Source organism: Microbacterium sp. PRF11, assembly GCF_031844085.1.
Classification (GTDB): domain Bacteria; phylum Actinomycetota; class Actinomycetes; order Actinomycetales; family Microbacteriaceae; genus Microbacterium.
In genome coordinates this window covers 22,306-37,909 of sequence record NZ_JAUZUP010000007.1, presented here as the reverse complement: position 1 = coordinate 37,909, position 15,604 = coordinate 22,306, and the positions used below count along the sequence as shown (strand labels likewise).

The following is a 15,604-nucleotide window of genomic DNA, read 5'->3' as shown; positions in this document are numbered from 1 at the left end:
GAGCATCCATGTTCACAGCACGAACCCGGAAGGGCCTCGGTCTCTTCGCCGGCCTCGCGGCCGCCTCGCTCGCCCTCGCCGGTTGCAGCGGCGGATCCAGCGACCCGCTCAGCAACGACGGTGGCGACGGCGGCGACTCGTCGTCGACGATCGTCGTCGGCTCGCAGGCCTACTACTCGAACGAGATCATCGCCGAGATCTACGCGCAGGCCCTCGAGAGCGCCGGCATGACCGTCACGCGCCAGTTCCAGATCGGTCAGCGCGACGCGTACATCCCGCTGCTCGAGGACGGCTCGGTCTCGGTGTTCCCCGAGTACACCGGCAACCTCCTGCAGTTCTTCGACGCCGAGACCACCGCCCGCACCGCCGACGAGGTCTACGCGGCCCTCCCGGACGCCCTCCCCGAGGGCCTCGAGGTGCTCGACCAGTCGTCGGCCACCGACCAGGACTCCTACACGGTCACCTCGGCGTTCGCCCAGGCCAACGGCCTGACCACCATCGCCGACCTCGCCAAGGTCACCTCGGGCCTCACCCTCGGCGGCAACGCCGAGCTCGCCGAGCGCCCCTACGGCCCCGAGGGTCTGCAGTCGACCTACGGCGTGAACGTGCAGTTCTCGCCCACGGGTGAGACCACCGTCGACGACCTGGTCGCCGGCACCATCCAGGTCGCCAACGTCTACACCGCCGACCCGCGCATCCAGACCGACGACCTCGTCACGCTGACCGACCCGAAGGGCCTGTTCCTCGCGTCGAACGTCGTGCCGGTCGTCAACTCCGACGTCGCCTCGCAGGTGTCGGACGTGCTCAACAAGGTCAGCGCGGCGCTCACGCCCGAGGGCCTGGTCGAGCTGAACGTGAAGTCGACGGTCGACCAGGAGTCGCCGGAGAACATCGCCAAGGAGTGGCTCGCCGCCAACGGCTTCTGAGCCCACCCGTTCTTGCGGGGCCGTCCGGATGTCCGGGCGGCCCCGCTGTGTTCCGTGGGGGGATGCCGTCCGGATTCCGGGCGGCCCCGCCGTGTGTCGTGGGGGGCGTCCGGATTCCGGGCGGCCCCGCCGTGGTTCGTGGGGATCCCGCCCGGGCGGCCCCGCCGTGTCGCCCGGAGCAGATACCGTCCGGCCGGCGTCTCCCGTGACCGCGGGTCGCCTACCCTGGAACGGATATGGCACATCTGCTCGGGGGCGAAGCCCTGCACCTGGAATACCCGACCAAGGTCGTCTTCGACTCCGTCTCGCTCGGCGTGAACGAGGGCGACCGGATCGGCATCGTCGGACGCAACGGCGACGGCAAGTCGAGCCTGCTCGGCATGCTGGCCGGCATCCGCGAGCCCGACAGCGGTCGCGTGACCGTGCGCGGGGGAGTGACGGTCGGCGTGCTCGACCAGCAGGACACCCTCGACGACGACGACACGATCGGCCACGCCGTGGTCGGCGACCGTCCCGAGCACGAGTGGGCGGGCGACGCCCGCACCCGTGACGTCATCGCGGGCCTGCTCGGCGACCTGCCCTGGGACGCCCGACTCGGCGACCTCTCGGGCGGCCAGCGCCGTCGCGTCGCGCTGGCGAAGCTGCTCTCGGGCGACTGGGACGTGCTGTTCCTCGACGAGCCCACCAACCACCTCGACGTCGAGGCCATCACCTGGCTCGCCGGCCACCTCAAGAAGAGATGGGCCCCGTCCGCGGGCGGCTTGCTCGTCGTGACCCACGACCGGTGGTTCCTCGACGAGATCTGCACCATGACCTGGGAGGTCCACGACCGGATCGTCGAGCCGTTCGAGGGCGGGTACGCCGCGTACATCCTGCAGCGCGTCGAGCGCGATCGTCAGGCGGCATCCATCGAACAGCGCCGGCAGAACCTCGCCCGCAAAGAGCTCGCGTGGTTGCGCCGTGGGGCGCCGGCGCGCACCTCGAAGCCGAAGTTCCGCATCGACGCGGCGAACGAGCTGATCGCCGACGTGCCCGAGATCCGCGACAAGGTGGCGCTGCAGTCGCTCGCCGTCTCGCGCTTGGGCAAAGACGTGGTCGACCTGCTCGACGCGGGGGTGGCCTACGGCGACCACACGGTGCTCAGAGATGTGGAATGGCGCATCGCGCCCGGGGAGCGCACCGGCATCCTGGGGGTCAACGGCGCCGGCAAGTCGACCCTGTTGAGCCTGGTCACCGGCTCGCTCGAGCCCACGAGCGGGCGGGTGAAACGCGGCAAGACGGTCAAGGTGGCCACCCTCACCCAGCGCCTCGACGAACTCGAGCAGCACCTGAACGATCCCGTGCGCGTGGTCATCGCGGGGTTGCGCACGACCTACTCCTTCGGTGCCGGGTCGAAGGCCCAGGAGCTCACCCCGGGGCAGCTGCTGGAGCGCTTGGGCTTTTCGAACGCCCAGCTCTCGACGCCCGTGAAAGACCTGTCCGGCGGGCAGAAGCGCCGCCTGCAGCTGCTGCTGGTGCTGCTCGACCAGCCGAACGTGCTGATCCTCGACGAGCCGACCAACGACCTCGACACCGACATGCTCGCGGCGATGGAAGACCTGCTCGACTCGTGGTCGGGCACGCTCATCGTCGTGTCGCACGACCGGTACTTCCTCGAGCGCGTCACCGACCAGCAGTACGCGATCCTCGACGCGAAGCTCCGCCACCTCCCCGGCGGTGTCGACGAGTACCTGCGGCTGCGTTCGATCCAGGATGCCGAGCCCTCCCGGCCCGCGCAGACGGGTGGCGCTGCGCCGGCTCCGGGTCTGCAGGGCGCCGAGCTCCGGGCCGCGCAGAAGGAGGCCTCCGCCACCGAGCGGCGCATCGAGAAGCTCCAGCAGCAGATCGACAAGGCCAAGGCCGCTCTCGCCGACCACGACCAGGCGGACTACGTCGGTCTCGGCAAAGAGATGCAGCGCATCTCGGGCTTGGAGGCCGAGCGCGACGAGCTCGAGATGCAGTGGTTCGAGCTCACCGAGGCGATCGGCTGAGCCGGCGCCGGCCGAGCCGGTGAGCGGAGGGGAATCGGGCAGCGGAGGACGTTCGGTGCCGTGACCGTCCTCCGCCGACCGGATCTTCTCCGCTCACCGCGCCTCGGCGCTCAGCGCACCGACACGAAGATCGGGTTGGTGTAGAGCCAGGTGTCCAGCCACGGGTTGCCCTGCCCCGGCGCGTGCGGCTGCGGGGCGCGCGGGTCGACCTCGGCGCCGCGCGGGCCGGTGCCGTTCACCCGGCCGTCGGAACCGCGCACGCGCACGTAGCCGTCGACGTCGACCGTGCCCACCGGGATCACGAGCTGGAACGGCGAGCCACTGCGGTCGCTCACGTCGCGCAGCTCGATCACGCGGGTCTTGGGCGCCACCATCGTGTCGCGGTCGCCGACGGGGCCGGTGATCTCGCCGCGGATGACGTCGAGGTGCGCGAGACGCGGCAGGATGCCGGCGGAGTTGCGCTGCGTGGTCGGCTCGACGTCGATCACGAGCTCCACCTTCGTCCCGCGCGGCACGCGCAGGGTGCCGCCGAGGGTGGCGGTGTTCGCGGTGTCGTCGGCGGCGCGGAGCGTCACCGACAGACCGGCGACGAGGTGGCCGTGGTCGACCCACATCCGCCCGGCTCGCACCGCGTCGAGGACGGCGGCGTGCGTGCGGGCGGTGGCGCCCACGTGGGTGCGGCTGAATTCTCCCGGCCACAGATCGCTCCCGCCCTGCGGCGTCGCCGTCGACACGGGGTCGGGGCGGCGCCCCGCGCGGTTGAAGTTGGCCAGCGTGGCTCCGTTGTCCCACCCCGTGCCGGTGGGGAAGTCGCCCACCCGGGTGTTGTCGAAGTTCTTCAGGTGCAGATCGCTGTTCGTCGTGATCCACCAGCGGCGGCCCTCGCTCAGCAGCGCGTCCCACATGCCGCCGACGACGGCGGTCATCCAGTCGAAGCCGCCGTGCGCGCGGTAGGCCTCGGCGGGGAACCCGGGGAAGGAGTAGTCGCTGCGCGAGTTCTCGTACTCGCCGCGCTGGGAGCGGTCCGTGGTGTTGGCGGCGAGGCCCGACGCCTGGGCACCCGGCGCGCCCTCGAAGCCGAGGAACACGTCGGGGTCGGCATCCTGCCACGCGCGCAGCTCGCCGGGGGAGTCGATGCCCAGTCGGCTCGGGTGGTTCGCGAGCACCAGCACGTCGTCGACCACGCCGCTCTTGCGCTGCTGACCGAGCCACCGGATGCCGTCGACCGCGTGCTGCAGCCAGTCGGCGGCGTCGCTGGTGCCGGGGCGGGGCTTCTCCCATTTGTTGAGCTTGCCGTCGTAGTCGAGCTCGAAGCGGCGCAGCACCTGCGTGACGCGAGGACCGGGTGCCACGAGCACCGTTCCGTGCTCCGCGGCGGGGATGTACCACTCGAGGCCCTGGAACACGAGCAGGTCGGGCCGCGCGGTGCGCGCCGCCTCGATCTCGCGCGCCGCGTTGAAGACGCCGCCCACGTTCGCGTGCCCGAGGTTGCTGTGCTCGGTGAAGGCGATGGCATCCACTCCGAAGCGCTGAGCCTGATCGAGGATCGTCGTCATCGCGTACTTCGCGTCGTGCGAGTAGACCGAGTGCACGTGGTGGTCGAACACGAGCCAGCTGAGCTTCGAGGGATCGGCCGGCGTCGTCGCGGCGGCCGCCTGGGCGCTCGCGACCGCGGCGGGGCCGAACGACGACGCGGCCGAAGCGGTGGTGACGGCGGCCGCGGCGGCGGCCAGGAAGGTGCGGCGCGAGAGGCCGGAGTGCGTGGGAGAGGACATCGCTGACTTTCGTGAGGAGGGTCGCCGGGAACGTATGCGCGGCGGGTGAATGCGAGGTGGCCGGTCGATGATGTTGACGTCATCATCCGTTCACCGGCCGGATCATCCGGTGCGGCACAGTCCCTCGCGTCCGCAGAACCCGCCTCGACCGAGAGCCGCCATGTCGTCCAGCACCCCCTCCCTCCGCCTCCTTCCCGTCGCCGCGATCGCCGTCGCGGCGCTGCTCCCGCTGGGTGCCGCCGGAGCGTCCGCCACGACCGCGGACGAGCTCGTGATCCGGGATGCCGCGGGCGCGGCGATCTACGCGGGCGACGCCACCGCCTACCCGTCGTTCGCCACGGGGGAGGCGAGCGGCGGGTGCCCGGCGGGCGTGCGCGACGGCGCCCGGCTGACGGTGACGCCCGTCGGCGGCAGCGCCGTCGTCGCGTCGGCCACCGTCCCCGCGAGCGCGGGGACGGTCGTCGTGCCTATGGCGTCGTCGTTCGCCGAACTCATCCCCGCCGGAACGGGCTCCGCGGCGCTCTCCGTCGAGTGCCTCGCCCTCAGCGGTGGGGTGCCGTCGACGGTCACGCCCGTGGCGACCGTCACCGTCACGTTCGCGGGGGCCCGGTGGTCCATCCCCGGCGCGCCCACCGCGACGCCGACGCCGACCCCGACGGCGACCCCCTCGTCGACCCCGACCCCCACGACGGGTGCCCCGAGCGCCTCGCCGTCTCCCTCGGCATCCGTCTCGATCGCGCCGACCGCGTCGGCGACTCCCGCGCCGGCAGCGGGCGGTGCGAACCTCGCCGTGACGGGCGGCTCGATCGCGGCGGGGGCGGGTCTGCTCGCTGCCGCGGCCGTGGTGACCGGTCTCGCGCTGCGCCGTCGTCGCCGCGAGCGCACCGAGGCCTGACCCGCCGAGCGCCGCTGGACGGCACGGGCGTCCCGCGGCGCCCGTGCCGTCGCGCACGTGACCGGCCCGCGGGCCGTGCGGCTACGCTCGGCGGAACGTGCTCAGTGCACGGCGTACTCGAGGAGCACGATGAACACGCCGAGACACGCGGTGGCCACCGCGCCGACCAGACGCATCGGGATCGACGCCTTGCGCCGCGCGTAGGCGCCGTACCCGAGCAGGCCGAGCACGGCGAAGGTCGCCCACATGCACGCCTCGAAGGCGTCGGGGACGGGGACTCCGGCGATGCCCGCGTACACGAGCACGAGGATCGCCGGCACCGAGGCGTAGAGCATGCCGGAGCCGTGCCGCAGACCCTGGCGGGTGGCCCGGCGCAGACCGTGCGCGGCGTGCTCCGTGAGCGTGTGCGCGAAGACATGCGCGATGAAGAACACCACGAGCGAAGTGACGGCGCTCTCCAGCACCTCCCACACCGAGTCGGTGTGGTCGTCGGCGATCGAGACGAAGGCCGCGAAGACGATCAGGCCGTAGATGGCGGCGGGGGAGCGGAACCGCACGTCGAACCACGCGAGGACGCGGGCGAGGTGCGACGGCCGCGTGACGGGGGCGCTCATGCGTCGAACCCGAGGCTGAGCTTGCGCAGCAGCGTCGCGAGCCGGTCCCGGTCGCCCCGGGCCAGCCCGTCCAGCAGCAGCGCTTCGGCGTCGACCAGGCGGGTGATGGCGGCGTCCACGCGCACCCGGCCGTCCTCGGTCAGGGTCACCAGGATGCTCCGTCCATCGCCCGGGTCGGCCTCGCGGCGGACGAACCGGCGGGCGACGAGCCGGTCGATCCGGTTGGTCATGGTGCCGCTGGAGACCAGCGTCTGCTGCAGGAGCTGCTTGGGGCTGAGCTGGTACGGCTCCCCGGCACGGCGCAGGGCCGACAGCACGTCCCACTCCCACGACTCGATGTCGCTGCGGCGGAATGCCTCCTTGCGGGCGTTGTCGAGGTGCCGCGACAAGCGTGCCACGCGGGAGAGCACCTCGAGCGGCGAGAAGTCGAGATCGGGGCGCTGGCGCATCCAGGCCTCGACGATGCGGTCGACTTCGTCGCTGTCCCTGGTCACGGTCTCATTATGGCGACAAGGCGACGCGCGTGACGGCGGGCGCGAACGCCGGCGGGCGAGGTCTGGCAGACTTGACCGGTGCCCGCGGGCACGGTCCGCCGTGGTGTAACGGCAGCACGACAGCCTTTGGAGCTGTTAGGTCTAGGTTCGAATCCTGGCGGCGGAGCATGACCTCACCGACCGAGCTCGCCGTCGTCGTCCTCGCTGCGGGCCAGGGCACCCGCATGCGTTCCCGCCTCCCGAAGGTGCTGCACCCGGTGGGCGGTCGTCCGCTCGTCGGCCACGTGCTCGACACCGCGGCATCCCTCGATCCGGCGCGCATCGTGGTCGTCGTCCGCCATGAGCGCGAACTCGTCGCGCAGGCGGTGTCGGAGCTCGCCCCGGGCGTCGTGGTCGTCGACCAGGACGAGGTGCCCGGCACCGGCCGCGCCGTCGAGGTCGCGCTCGACGCGCTCGGGGACTTCGACGGCGACATCCTGGTGCTCAGCGGCGACGTGCCGCTGCTCGAGACCGGCACCCTCACCGAACTGCTCGCGACGCACCGCACCGGGGGCAGCGCGGTCACGCTGCTCACCGCCCGGGTCGACGAGCCCTTCGGCTACGGGCGCATCCTCCGCGACGACAGCGACGGCGTGCGTCGCATCGTCGAGCAGAAGGACGCGTCGACCGACGAGGCCGCGGTGAACGAGATCAACGTCGGCGTCTACGCCTTCCGCGCGGCCGCGCTGCGCACGCAGCTCGCGCTCGTCGGCACGGCCAACGCGCAGGGCGAGAAGTACCTCACCGACGTCATCGGGCTGCTCCGCGATGCGCAGCTGGGAGTTGCGGCATCCCTCACCCCCGACGCTTCGGCGGCTCTGGGCGTCAACGATCGCGTGCAGCTGTCGGAGGCCGGGCGCACCCTCAACGCGCGCACGGTGCGCCGCTGGCAGCTCGAGGGCGTGACCGTCATCGACCCCGCCACGACCTGGATCGACGTCACCGCCACGCTCGCCCCCGACGTGACGATCCTGCCCAACACCCACGTGCGGGGGGCGACCGTCATCGGCTCCGGCGCCACGATCGGCCCCGACACCTCGCTCGTCGACTGCGAGATCGGCGAGGACGCCACCGTGACCCGCACCGACGGGACGCTCGCCGTCGTCGAAGCGGGCGCCACCGTCGGACCCTTCGCGTACCTGCGCGCGAACGCGCGCGTGGGCGTCAACGGCAAGGTCGGCACCTTCGTCGAGGTCAAGAACTCCTCGATCGGCGAGGGGAGCAAGGTCCCGCACCTGTCGTACATCGGCGACACCGACATCGGCCGCGGCGTCAACCTCGGCGCGGGCGCCATCACCGCCAACTACGACGACCTCGCCAAACACCGCACCGTCATCGGCGACGAGGTGCACAGCGGCTCGCACAACGTCTTCGTCGCGCCGGTTACGATTGGAGACGGCGCCAAGACGGGTGCCGGCGCGGTGATCCGCAAGGACGTCCCGGCCGGCGCATTGGCTCTGAGTGTCGCCCCTCAGCGCAACATCGAGGGGTGGGTCGAGAAGAACCGACCGGGCACCGCAGCGGCCGACGTGGCCGCGCGGGCTCGGGCTGAACAGGAAGCGCGCGATGGCTCGTAAGAAGAACCGTGTAGATCTCGACCGCGACAACGGCATCGCCCCCGGGCTCGTCGCCAAGACCAAGAAGCGGCTCGTCGTCGCTTCGGGCCGGTCGCACCCCGAGCTCGCCGCGCAGGTCGCGCAGCACCTCGGCACCGAGCTCGCCCCCACCGAGCACCGCACCTTCGCGTCGGGTGAGATCTACACCCGCTTCGAGGTGTCGATCCGCGGGTGCGATGTGTTCGTGGTGCAGTCGTTCGGTCCGCCGGTCAACGAGTGGCTCATGGAGCTGCTCATCATGCTCGACGCGCTCAAGCGCGCCTCGGCCAAGCGGGTCACGGTCGTCGCACCGTACTTCCCGTACTCCCGTCAAGACAAGAAGGGCCGCGGTCGCGAGCCCATCAGCGCGCGCCTCGTCGCCGACCTGCTGAAGACCGCCGGCGCCGACCGCATCATGAGCGTCGACCTGCACGCCGCGCAGATCCAGGGCTTCTTCGACGGTCCCGTCGACCACCTCTTCGCCAAGCCCGTGCTGCTCGAGCACTTCGAGCAGGGCCTCACCGGCGAGGATCGCGAGACCCTCACCGTCGTGTCTCCCGACATGGGTCGCGTGCGCGTGGCCGACACGTGGTCCGACAGCCTGGGCGCCCCGCTCGCGATCATCCACAAGCGTCGCGACCCGAAGGTCGCCAACCAGGTCTCGGTGCACGAGATCGTGGGTGACGTGAAGGGGCGAACCTGCCTCCTCGTCGACGACATGATCGACACCGGCGGCACCATCCAGAAGGCCGCGCAGGCGCTCAAGGCGAACGGGGCGCGCAAGGTCATCGTCGCCGCGACCCACGCGATCTTCAGCGACCCCGCCGTCGAGCGCCTCCAGGATGCCGCGATCGACCAGGTCGTGGTCACCGACACCGTTCCGATCTCCGCCGAGCGTCGGTTCGAGCGTCTCACCGTGCTGCCGATCGCTCCGCTCCTCGCGCGCGCGATCCACGAGGTCTTCGAGGACGGCTCGGTCACGAGCATGTTCGGCGGCGACGCGTAAGCGTTCCCGGCCCACTGACTCAGCCGTCTCCCGTTCCGGGAGGCGGCTGAGCCTCTTCGGGGCGGGTTCGGCGCAGCGCGCTCACAGCCGGCACAAAAGAATGAACCCGGGTGCCGCCAAGGTCGTGTCCCTACCGTGAGCACGAACGCGCCGCGAGGCACGACCGAAGGAGGACCCTCATGATCCGCACCACAGCCGTACCCCGTCCCGTCCGCATCGGCACCGCTCTGCTGGGCGTCGCCGGGATCGCCACCCTCGCCGGGTGTTCGGGCGGCGCGAGCACCGACTCCGCGGCGCCCGCCGAGAGCGCCGCCGCCCCGGCGGCCACCTCCGCCCCCACGTCGAGCGCGGCCGCGGGCGGCTCGAGCGCCTCGGGCACCTATACGGACGGCACCTACGAGGCGACCGGCCAGTACGCCACCCCCGAGAGCGTGGAGACCGTGGACGTCACGCTGACGATCGCCGGAGACACCGTCACGGCGGTCGAGGTGACCGGCGACCCGCAGGCCGCCGAGTCCAAGCGCTACCAGAGCGAGTTCATCGGCGGCATCAAGGACGAGGTCGTGGGCAAGAAGCTCGACGAGATCTCGGTCAGCAAGGTCGCCGGCTCCTCGCTGACCAGCGGCGGCTTCAACAAGGCCGTCGACGAGATCAAGTCCGAGGCCAAGGCCTGACGAACATGAGCATTCCGGTTGCGACGGGTTCGACCTGGACCTTCGACGCGATCGGCACGTCGTGGGCGATCGAGACGGCGGATCCGCTGTCCTCGAGCGCCCGCGACGCCGTGTCGTCCCTCGTCGAGCGGTTCGACCGCGAGTGGTCGCGGTTCCGCGATGATTCGCTCGTCTCGTCGCTCGCCGAGGGGCGCACGGCATCCATCCCCGCCCCGGAAGACGCGGATTCCATGCTCTCGCTCTACCGCGAGCTCGCCGCCGCGACCTCCGGCGCGGTGAACCCGTTGGTCGGCGACTCGCTCGCGCGTCTCGGGTACGACGCCCGCCTGACTCTCGCGGCGTCGGGGGACGCGCAGCCGGCTCCGGCGTGGGACGAGGTCCTCCGCTGGGATGCCCATCATCTGCGGGTCACGACGCCCGCGACCATCGACGTGGGGGCGCTCGGCAAGGGGCGCCTGGTCGACCTCGTCCTCGAGGCCGTGCGCGTCCACGCCGAGGGCGATGTCGTGGTCGACGCCTCCGGCGACCTCGCCGCCCGCGGTACCCCGGTCCGTGTCGGCCTCGAGCATCCCTACGACCCCACGCGCGCGATCGGCGTCGTCACGGTGACCGATGCGGCCCTCTGCGCCTCGGCCATCAACCGTCGCGCGTGGGGGAACGGCCTGCATCACGTGCTCGACGCCCGCACCGGCGCTCCCGTGCGGGCGTACGCCGCGACCTGGGCCCTCGCCGACACCGCGATGCGCGCCGACGCTCTCGCCACGGCGCTGTTCTTCGACGGCGGCCCCGAGCTCGCGGCATCCTGGGACTGCTCCTGGGTCCGCATGCGCACCGACGGCCGCGTCGAATGGTCGCCCGGATTCTCGGGCGAGATCTTCTCCTGACCCCGTTCCATCCCCCGAAGGGTTCCTCATGAGCACCACGCTCACCGCCGGCTCGACCCGGGTCCTCGGCCTCATCGGACGTGTGTCGATGTACCGGCTCGTCCTCGCGTCGCTGGGCCTGCTCGCCGTCGTCTCGCTCGTGCTGTCGTTCGCGGGACTGGTGGTGCCGCAGCCGCTCGAGCTGGTCGCGAGCGTCGTGGTGCTCGCCGTGGCGTGCGCGCTCACCGACCTGGTCGCGCAGAGCCTGCTCCGGATGCCGCGCCGTCTGGAGTCCTCGCTGATCACCGCGGGGATCCTGCTGTTCGTCCTGCGCCCCTCGGTCGAGCCGATGGGCCTGGCCGGTCTCGCACTCGCCGGTGTCGTGGCATCCGCGTCGAAGTATCTCCTCCTGTGGCGCGGGCGGCACGTCTTCAACCCCGCCGCCACCGGTGCGACGGTGCTGACGATCGTGAGCATCTGGGCCCCCGACCTCGGCTCGTCCGCCTGGTGGGTCGGCTCGCCCTGGCTGGCGGCCACGGTGCTGGTCCTCGGCGTCCTGCTGCTGCTGAGGACGGACAAGCTGCCGATCGTGGTCGTCTTCTGGATCGTCGCGATGGCCGTCGCGTTCCTCCGTACGAGCGTGCAGTTCCAGGCGGCCGGGTTCCCGGTCGACGTACCTGCCGTGCTGATGCAGGTCGCGTTCTCGTCCCCCTTCCTCTTCCTCGGCGCGTTCATGCTGTCGGAGCCGCTGACGCTCCCGCCGCGTCGTGCGCAGCAGTACCTCGTGGCGATCCTCGTCGGCGTCCTCGCCGGGTGGCCGCTGCCGGTCGGTGAGATCACCCTCGGCCAGGAGCGCGCCCTCCTCGTCGGCAACCTCCTCGCCTTCCTCTTCTGCCTGCGCGCGGCCGTCCGTCTGCGGGTGGAGCGTCGCCGCGACGTGACCCCCACGGTGCGCGAGCTGTCCTTCCAGGCGGCACGCCCCTTCTCGTTCCGCCCCGGCCAGTACCTCGAGCTCGACGTGCCGCATCGCCGCCCCGACGCCCGCGGCACGCGCCGCGAGTTCTCGATCGTCTCGGCTCCCGAAGACCTGCCCGAGGTGCGCATCGCCTTCAAGGACGGCTCGCAGTCCTCGTACAAGCGGGCGCTCGCGGCGGTCGAGCCCGGATCGACGCTCGCGGTCACCGGCGTCTGGGGCGACTTCGTCCTCCCCTCGCGTCCGACGTCGCCCGTGCTGCTGGTCGCGGCCGGCATCGGGGTGACCCCGTTCGTGTCGCAGCTGCGCCACCTCGTCGCCACCGGTCAGGAGCGCGATGTCGTGCTCGTGTACGTCGTGTCCGAGGCGTCGGAGCTGGCATTCCGTGACGAGATCGCCGACAGCGGCATCCCCGTCGTCGTGTTCTCGCGCGACGAACCGCTCGACCTGCCCGCGCGGTGGGCGTGGGCGGGACCGGATCGAGTGGATGCCGAGGCGCTCTTGCGCGCCGTTCCCGACATCGCGCAGCGCTCGGCGTACGTCTCGGGCCCGCCGCGGCTCATCTCGGCGCTCGCCCCGGCGCTCGCGAAAGCCAGATCGCTCACCACGGACGCCTTTGCCGGCTACTGAACCGCGACAGGCAAGGTTCAGCCCTCCAACGTGAGACTGGCGTCCGGCGCCGCGAGAGGAGAAGGTGGGGGTATGCGCTCGACCTTCTTCTCCTCCGACCCCGTGGACGACGGTGACGGCGACCGCTTCGACGGGCGGTCCGAGCGGATCCCCTCGTTCGAGCCGCCGCGCGATGAGATCCCGGTCCTGTCGGGCCTTACCGGCCTGCTGGCACGCGGGAGCGACGTCGTCATCGCCCTCATGGGCGTACGCGTCTTCTCGGACGGCGTCGAGATCCTGTTCGATCGGCACCTCCGTCGCGGTGGACGCGACCCACGGGAGTGGCAGCTCGCGCAGATGGACTTCGCGGGGCACTTCGGGGTGGCCGACCGCACCCCGGGACGCCTGCGTTGGGGTTTGTCGCTGGGCGACGGTCAGCGGCTGCTCCTGGACGACCCGTTCGGGTTCCCAGATCCGCACCGCCACGACGCTCCGGCCGAGCCGCAGCGTCACACCGTGCGGATGACGGGTCAAGGCGGGTCGGGCGGGTCCGACGAGTACACGATGCATGACGGGCTGTGGCTGTGGCCGCTGCCGCCTGAGGGCCCACTCGACGTCGTCGTGCAGTGGACGACGTTCGGGGTTCCCGAGTCGCGATTCTCGCTCGACGGTGGCCACCTGCGTGCCCTGGCCGCCGAGGTACGTCCGCTGTGGGACTGACGGCCGTGGACGTGGCGGTCGCCGGCGTCGCGGCGGCGCCCGCCCCCGACGTCGAGGCGGCGAAGGCGGCGGTCAGGGAGCGCTGCGCCTGACCGCCGGCATCCGCGAGGTCACACCGGGTCGGCGGGCTTCGCCGGAAGCCGCACCTCGAACGTCGTGTCGCCGGGGGCGCTCCGCACGGTGATCGTGCCGCGGTGGGCGTCGACGATCGCGCGGGCGATCGAGAGGCCGAGGCCCGTTCCGCCGGTCTTGCGGTCGCGGGAGCGGTCGGCGCGGGCGAAGCGCTCGAACAGCTGGGAGGCCACCGACGGGTCGATCCCGGGCCCGTCGTCGTGGACGCGCAGCACCGCTTCGTCGCCCTCGTGGGCGACTGACACGTTCACCTCGCTGCCGGCCGGGGTGTGCGTGCGGGCGTTCGCCAGCAGGTTCGCGACCACCTGGTGCAGGCGCGAGGCATCCCCGGCCAGCTCGACGGGCGCGTCGGGGACGTCGATCGTCCAGGAATGGTCGGGACCCGCGGGGCGGGCGTCGCCCACGGCTTCGACGGCCAGGCGGGTGAGGTCGACGGAGCCATAGACGAGCTCCTGTCCCTCGTCGAGGCGCGCCAGCAGCAGCAGATCCTCGACGAGAGTCGTCATGCGCAGCGATTGCGCCTGGATGCGCTCGAGCGACTGCTCCGTGGTCTCCACCGCCCTGGCGACGCGCTGGCGGCTCTCGTCGTCCTGCGCCTGGCGCATGGCGCGCAGCGACAGCTCGCTGAAGCCGCGGATGGATGCCAGGGGAGTCCGCAGCTCGTGGCTGGCATCGGCCACGAACCGGCGCATCAGCTCCTCGTTGCGCTGTCGGGCGGTGAGCGAGGCGTCCACACGGTCGAGCAGCGTGTTCAGGGCGGAGCCGACTTGGCCGATCTCGGTCTGCGCGTCCGCCTGCTCGGCGGGCACGCGCTCCGTGATCGAGACGTCGCCCTGGTCCATCCGCAGCGAGGCGACACGCGTCGCGGTCTCGGCGACGGCGCGCAGCGGACGCAGGCCGAGGCGGATGACGATCGCGATGATCACGGCGAGCAGCAGCAGCCCGCCGGCCGTGACGAGGGCGACCGTGGTGAGGATCGCGCCAATGGTGCCGGTGACACTCGACAGCGGTAGGCCGACCAGGAATGCGCCGCCCCCGGGGGCGGCGTACGGCCGAACAAAATATTCACCAAGATTGGGGAGGTCGACCGTCTGAGCTCTGCCATCCGCCGATTGCAGAGTCTGGACGATCTGCCCGAGATCGTCATCGGAGAGGGCGCGCGGTCCGTTGTCCTCCACGACGGCCCCGGTGATGCTGGAGCCGGTGTTCAACACGAGCAATGTGCCGCCCGGGAATCGGGTCGATTCGAGCACCGACTCCGCATCGCTCTGGAACGCCACGCGCGGCTGGATAGACGCCGCCGTCTCATCCACCTGCGCCCCGAGGTTCACGTACAGCACCTGACTGAGGATCGCGCTCGTCGAGATGCCGATCATCACGAGGATGAACGCCACCATGCCGATCACGGCGGTCATGAGTCGCGCCTGCAGGGTCCAGGGGCGGCGTAGCCGCGTGAGCGTGTTCTCGCGTCGCGGTGCGGCGGGGGGAGCGGACGGGGGAGCGGGTCGGGGCGGGATCGTCACTGGGGAGCTTTGATCATGTAGCCGACCCCGCGGACGGTCTGGATGAGCGGCTCCTGTCCGGCGTCGATCTTCTTGCGCAGGTACGAGATGTACAGCTCGACCACGCTGGAGCGGCCGCCGAAGTCGTAGTTCCAGACGCGGTCGAGGATCTGCGCCTTCGACACGACCCGGCGCTGGTTGCGCATGAGGAAGCGGAGGAGCTCGAACTCGGTGGCGGTCAGCTCGATCCCTCGGTCGCCGCGCATAACCTCGTGGCTGTCCTCGTTGAGCGACAGGTCGCCCACGCGCAGGATCGGCTCGGCGTCGCGAGTGAGTGCGGTGCCCGCACGGCGCATGAGCCCCCGCAGGCGCGCCACGACCTCTTCGAGGCTGAAGGGCTTGGTGACGTAGTCGTCGCCACCGGCGGTGAGGCCCGCGACCCGATCGGCCACGGCGTCCTTCGCCGTGAGGAAGAGCACGGGAACGTCGTTGCCCGAGTGGCGCAGGCGCTGCAGCACGGCCATGCCGTCGAGGTCGGGCATCATGATGTCGAGCACCATGGCATCCGGTTCGAAGTCGCGGGCGGACTGCAGGGCGTCGAAGCCCGACCCGGCGGTCTTCACGTCCCACCCCTCCATGCGCAGGGCCATCGACAGCAGGTCGGTGAGCATCTGCTCGTCGTCGACGACGAGCACGCGCAGCGGGCTCCCGTCGGGGCGGGTGAAGGCGGGGGCGGCGGCGGTCGCGGTCATGGAAC

The 15,604-nt window shown here is 71.5% G+C and carries 14 protein-coding genes and 1 tRNA gene; 10 read left to right on the top strand and 5 right to left on the bottom strand.

Features of this window, described 5'->3' with window-relative positions:
• Positions 1–8 precede the first annotated feature (8 nt).
• Both Q9R20_RS15850 and Q9R20_RS15845 read left to right on the top strand, forming a co-directional pair.
• Positions 9–926 (top strand): ABC transporter substrate-binding protein, encoded by a 918-nt coding sequence (locus Q9R20_RS15850; RefSeq protein ID WP_311250249.1) that lies wholly within the window; start codon positions 9–11, stop codon positions 924–926.
• A 236-nt stretch (positions 927–1,162) separates the two neighbouring features.
• Positions 1,163–2,956, top strand: a complete 1,794-nt coding sequence (locus tag Q9R20_RS15845; RefSeq protein WP_311250248.1) for an ABC-F family ATP-binding cassette domain-containing protein — start codon at positions 1,163–1,165, stop codon at positions 2,954–2,956.
• A 110-nt stretch (positions 2,957–3,066) separates the two neighbouring features.
• Here Q9R20_RS15845 and Q9R20_RS15840 read toward each other — a convergent pair whose 3' ends face one another.
• Positions 3,067–4,731: a PHP domain-containing protein gene (locus Q9R20_RS15840; protein WP_311250247.1), complete on the bottom strand. Its 1,665-nt coding sequence runs from the start codon at positions 4,729–4,731 to the stop codon at positions 3,067–3,069.
• A 160-nt stretch (positions 4,732–4,891) separates the two neighbouring features.
• On the opposite strand from Q9R20_RS15840, the gene Q9R20_RS15835 reads away from it, so the two are divergent.
• Positions 4,892–5,626 (top strand): hypothetical protein, encoded by a 735-nt coding sequence (locus tag Q9R20_RS15835; protein ID WP_311250246.1) that lies wholly within the window; start codon positions 4,892–4,894, stop codon positions 5,624–5,626.
• A 101-nt stretch (positions 5,627–5,727) separates the two neighbouring features.
• Here Q9R20_RS15835 and Q9R20_RS15830 read toward each other — a convergent pair whose 3' ends face one another.
• Together Q9R20_RS15830 and Q9R20_RS15825 are read right to left on the bottom strand one after the other, a co-directional pair.
• Positions 5,728–6,240: a hypothetical protein gene (locus Q9R20_RS15830; RefSeq protein WP_311250245.1), complete on the bottom strand. Its 513-nt coding sequence runs from the start codon at positions 6,238–6,240 to the stop codon at positions 5,728–5,730.
• Positions 6,237–6,689, bottom strand: coding sequence for a MarR family winged helix-turn-helix transcriptional regulator (locus Q9R20_RS15825; protein WP_396653706.1), 453 nt, complete (start codon positions 6,687–6,689; stop codon positions 6,237–6,239). The genes Q9R20_RS15830 and Q9R20_RS15825 overlap by 4 nt, the downstream gene beginning before the upstream one ends.
• Before the next feature lie 139 nt (positions 6,690–6,828).
• Between Q9R20_RS15825 and Q9R20_RS15820 the strand changes: the two genes are divergently transcribed.
• The 7 genes from Q9R20_RS15820 (at position 6,829) to Q9R20_RS15790 (ending at position 13,213) form a co-directional block, all read left to right on the top strand.
• Positions 6,829–6,900 (top strand) — tRNA-Gln (locus Q9R20_RS15820).
• Between the two features lies 1 nt (position 6,901).
• Positions 6,902–8,350, top strand: coding sequence for a bifunctional UDP-N-acetylglucosamine diphosphorylase/glucosamine-1-phosphate N-acetyltransferase GlmU (glmU, locus tag Q9R20_RS15815; RefSeq protein WP_311250243.1), 1,449 nt, complete (start codon positions 6,902–6,904; stop codon positions 8,348–8,350).
• Entirely contained in the window at positions 8,340–9,374 is a 1,035-nt protein-coding gene (locus Q9R20_RS15810; protein WP_311250242.1) for a ribose-phosphate diphosphokinase, read from the top strand. The genes glmU and Q9R20_RS15810 overlap by 11 nt, the downstream gene beginning before the upstream one ends.
• A 179-nt stretch (positions 9,375–9,553) precedes the next feature.
• Complete coding sequence (locus Q9R20_RS15805; RefSeq protein ID WP_311250241.1) at positions 9,554–10,048, top strand: hypothetical protein; 495 nt, start codon at positions 9,554–9,556, stop codon at positions 10,046–10,048.
• 5 nt (positions 10,049–10,053) lie between these two features.
• Complete coding sequence (locus Q9R20_RS15800; RefSeq protein WP_311250240.1) at positions 10,054–10,932, top strand: FAD:protein FMN transferase; 879 nt, start codon at positions 10,054–10,056, stop codon at positions 10,930–10,932.
• 28 nt (positions 10,933–10,960) lie between these two features.
• On the top strand, positions 10,961–12,514 hold the full coding sequence (locus tag Q9R20_RS15795) for a flavodoxin reductase (protein WP_311250239.1): 1,554 nt from the start codon (positions 10,961–10,963) through the stop codon (positions 12,512–12,514).
• Between the two features lie 72 nt (positions 12,515–12,586).
• Positions 12,587–13,213, top strand: coding sequence for a hypothetical protein (locus Q9R20_RS15790; RefSeq protein WP_311250238.1), 627 nt, complete (start codon positions 12,587–12,589; stop codon positions 13,211–13,213).
• A gap of 110 nt (positions 13,214–13,323) precedes the next feature.
• Here the strand turns inward: Q9R20_RS15790 and Q9R20_RS15785 are convergent, their stop codons facing one another.
• Together Q9R20_RS15785 and Q9R20_RS15780 are read right to left on the bottom strand one after the other, a co-directional pair.
• Positions 13,324–14,760: an ATP-binding protein gene (locus Q9R20_RS15785; RefSeq protein ID WP_311250237.1), complete on the bottom strand. Its 1,437-nt coding sequence runs from the start codon at positions 14,758–14,760 to the stop codon at positions 13,324–13,326.
• A 104-nt stretch (positions 14,761–14,864) separates the two neighbouring features.
• Positions 14,865–15,599 (bottom strand): response regulator transcription factor, encoded by a 735-nt coding sequence (locus Q9R20_RS15780; RefSeq protein ID WP_311250236.1) that lies wholly within the window; start codon positions 15,597–15,599, stop codon positions 14,865–14,867.
• Positions 15,600–15,604: the final 5 nt, after the last annotated feature.

Coding starts and splice junctions, on each gene's coding strand:
- Q9R20_RS15845 (WP_311250248.1), top strand. CDS start 1,163: ATGGCACATCTGCTCGGGGGCGAAGCCCTGCACCTGGAATACCCGACC.
- Q9R20_RS15825 (WP_396653706.1), bottom strand. CDS start 6,689: ATGCGCCAGCGCCCCGATCTCGACTTCTCGCCGCTCGAGGTGCTCTCC.
- Q9R20_RS15835 (WP_311250246.1), top strand. CDS start 4,892: ATGTCGTCCAGCACCCCCTCCCTCCGCCTCCTTCCCGTCGCCGCGATC.
- Q9R20_RS15790 (WP_311250238.1), top strand. CDS start 12,587: ATGCGCTCGACCTTCTTCTCCTCCGACCCCGTGGACGACGGTGACGGC.
- Q9R20_RS15785 (WP_311250237.1), bottom strand. CDS start 14,760: ATGACCGCCGTGATCGGCATGGTGGCGTTCATCCTCGTGATGATCGGC.
- Q9R20_RS15800 (WP_311250240.1), top strand. CDS start 10,054: ATGAGCATTCCGGTTGCGACGGGTTCGACCTGGACCTTCGACGCGATC.
- Q9R20_RS15805 (WP_311250241.1), top strand. CDS start 9,554: ATGATCCGCACCACAGCCGTACCCCGTCCCGTCCGCATCGGCACCGCT.
- Q9R20_RS15810 (WP_311250242.1), top strand. CDS start 8,340: ATGGCTCGTAAGAAGAACCGTGTAGATCTCGACCGCGACAACGGCATC.
- Q9R20_RS15780 (WP_311250236.1), bottom strand. CDS start 15,599: ATGACCGCGACCGCCGCCGCCCCCGCCTTCACCCGCCCCGACGGGAGC.
- glmU (WP_311250243.1), top strand. CDS start 6,902: ATGACCTCACCGACCGAGCTCGCCGTCGTCGTCCTCGCTGCGGGCCAG.
- Q9R20_RS15850 (WP_311250249.1), top strand. CDS start 9: ATGTTCACAGCACGAACCCGGAAGGGCCTCGGTCTCTTCGCCGGCCTC.
- Q9R20_RS15830 (WP_311250245.1), bottom strand. CDS start 6,240: ATGAGCGCCCCCGTCACGCGGCCGTCGCACCTCGCCCGCGTCCTCGCG.
- Q9R20_RS15840 (WP_311250247.1), bottom strand. CDS start 4,731: ATGTCCTCTCCCACGCACTCCGGCCTCTCGCGCCGCACCTTCCTGGCC.
- Q9R20_RS15795 (WP_311250239.1), top strand. CDS start 10,961: ATGAGCACCACGCTCACCGCCGGCTCGACCCGGGTCCTCGGCCTCATC.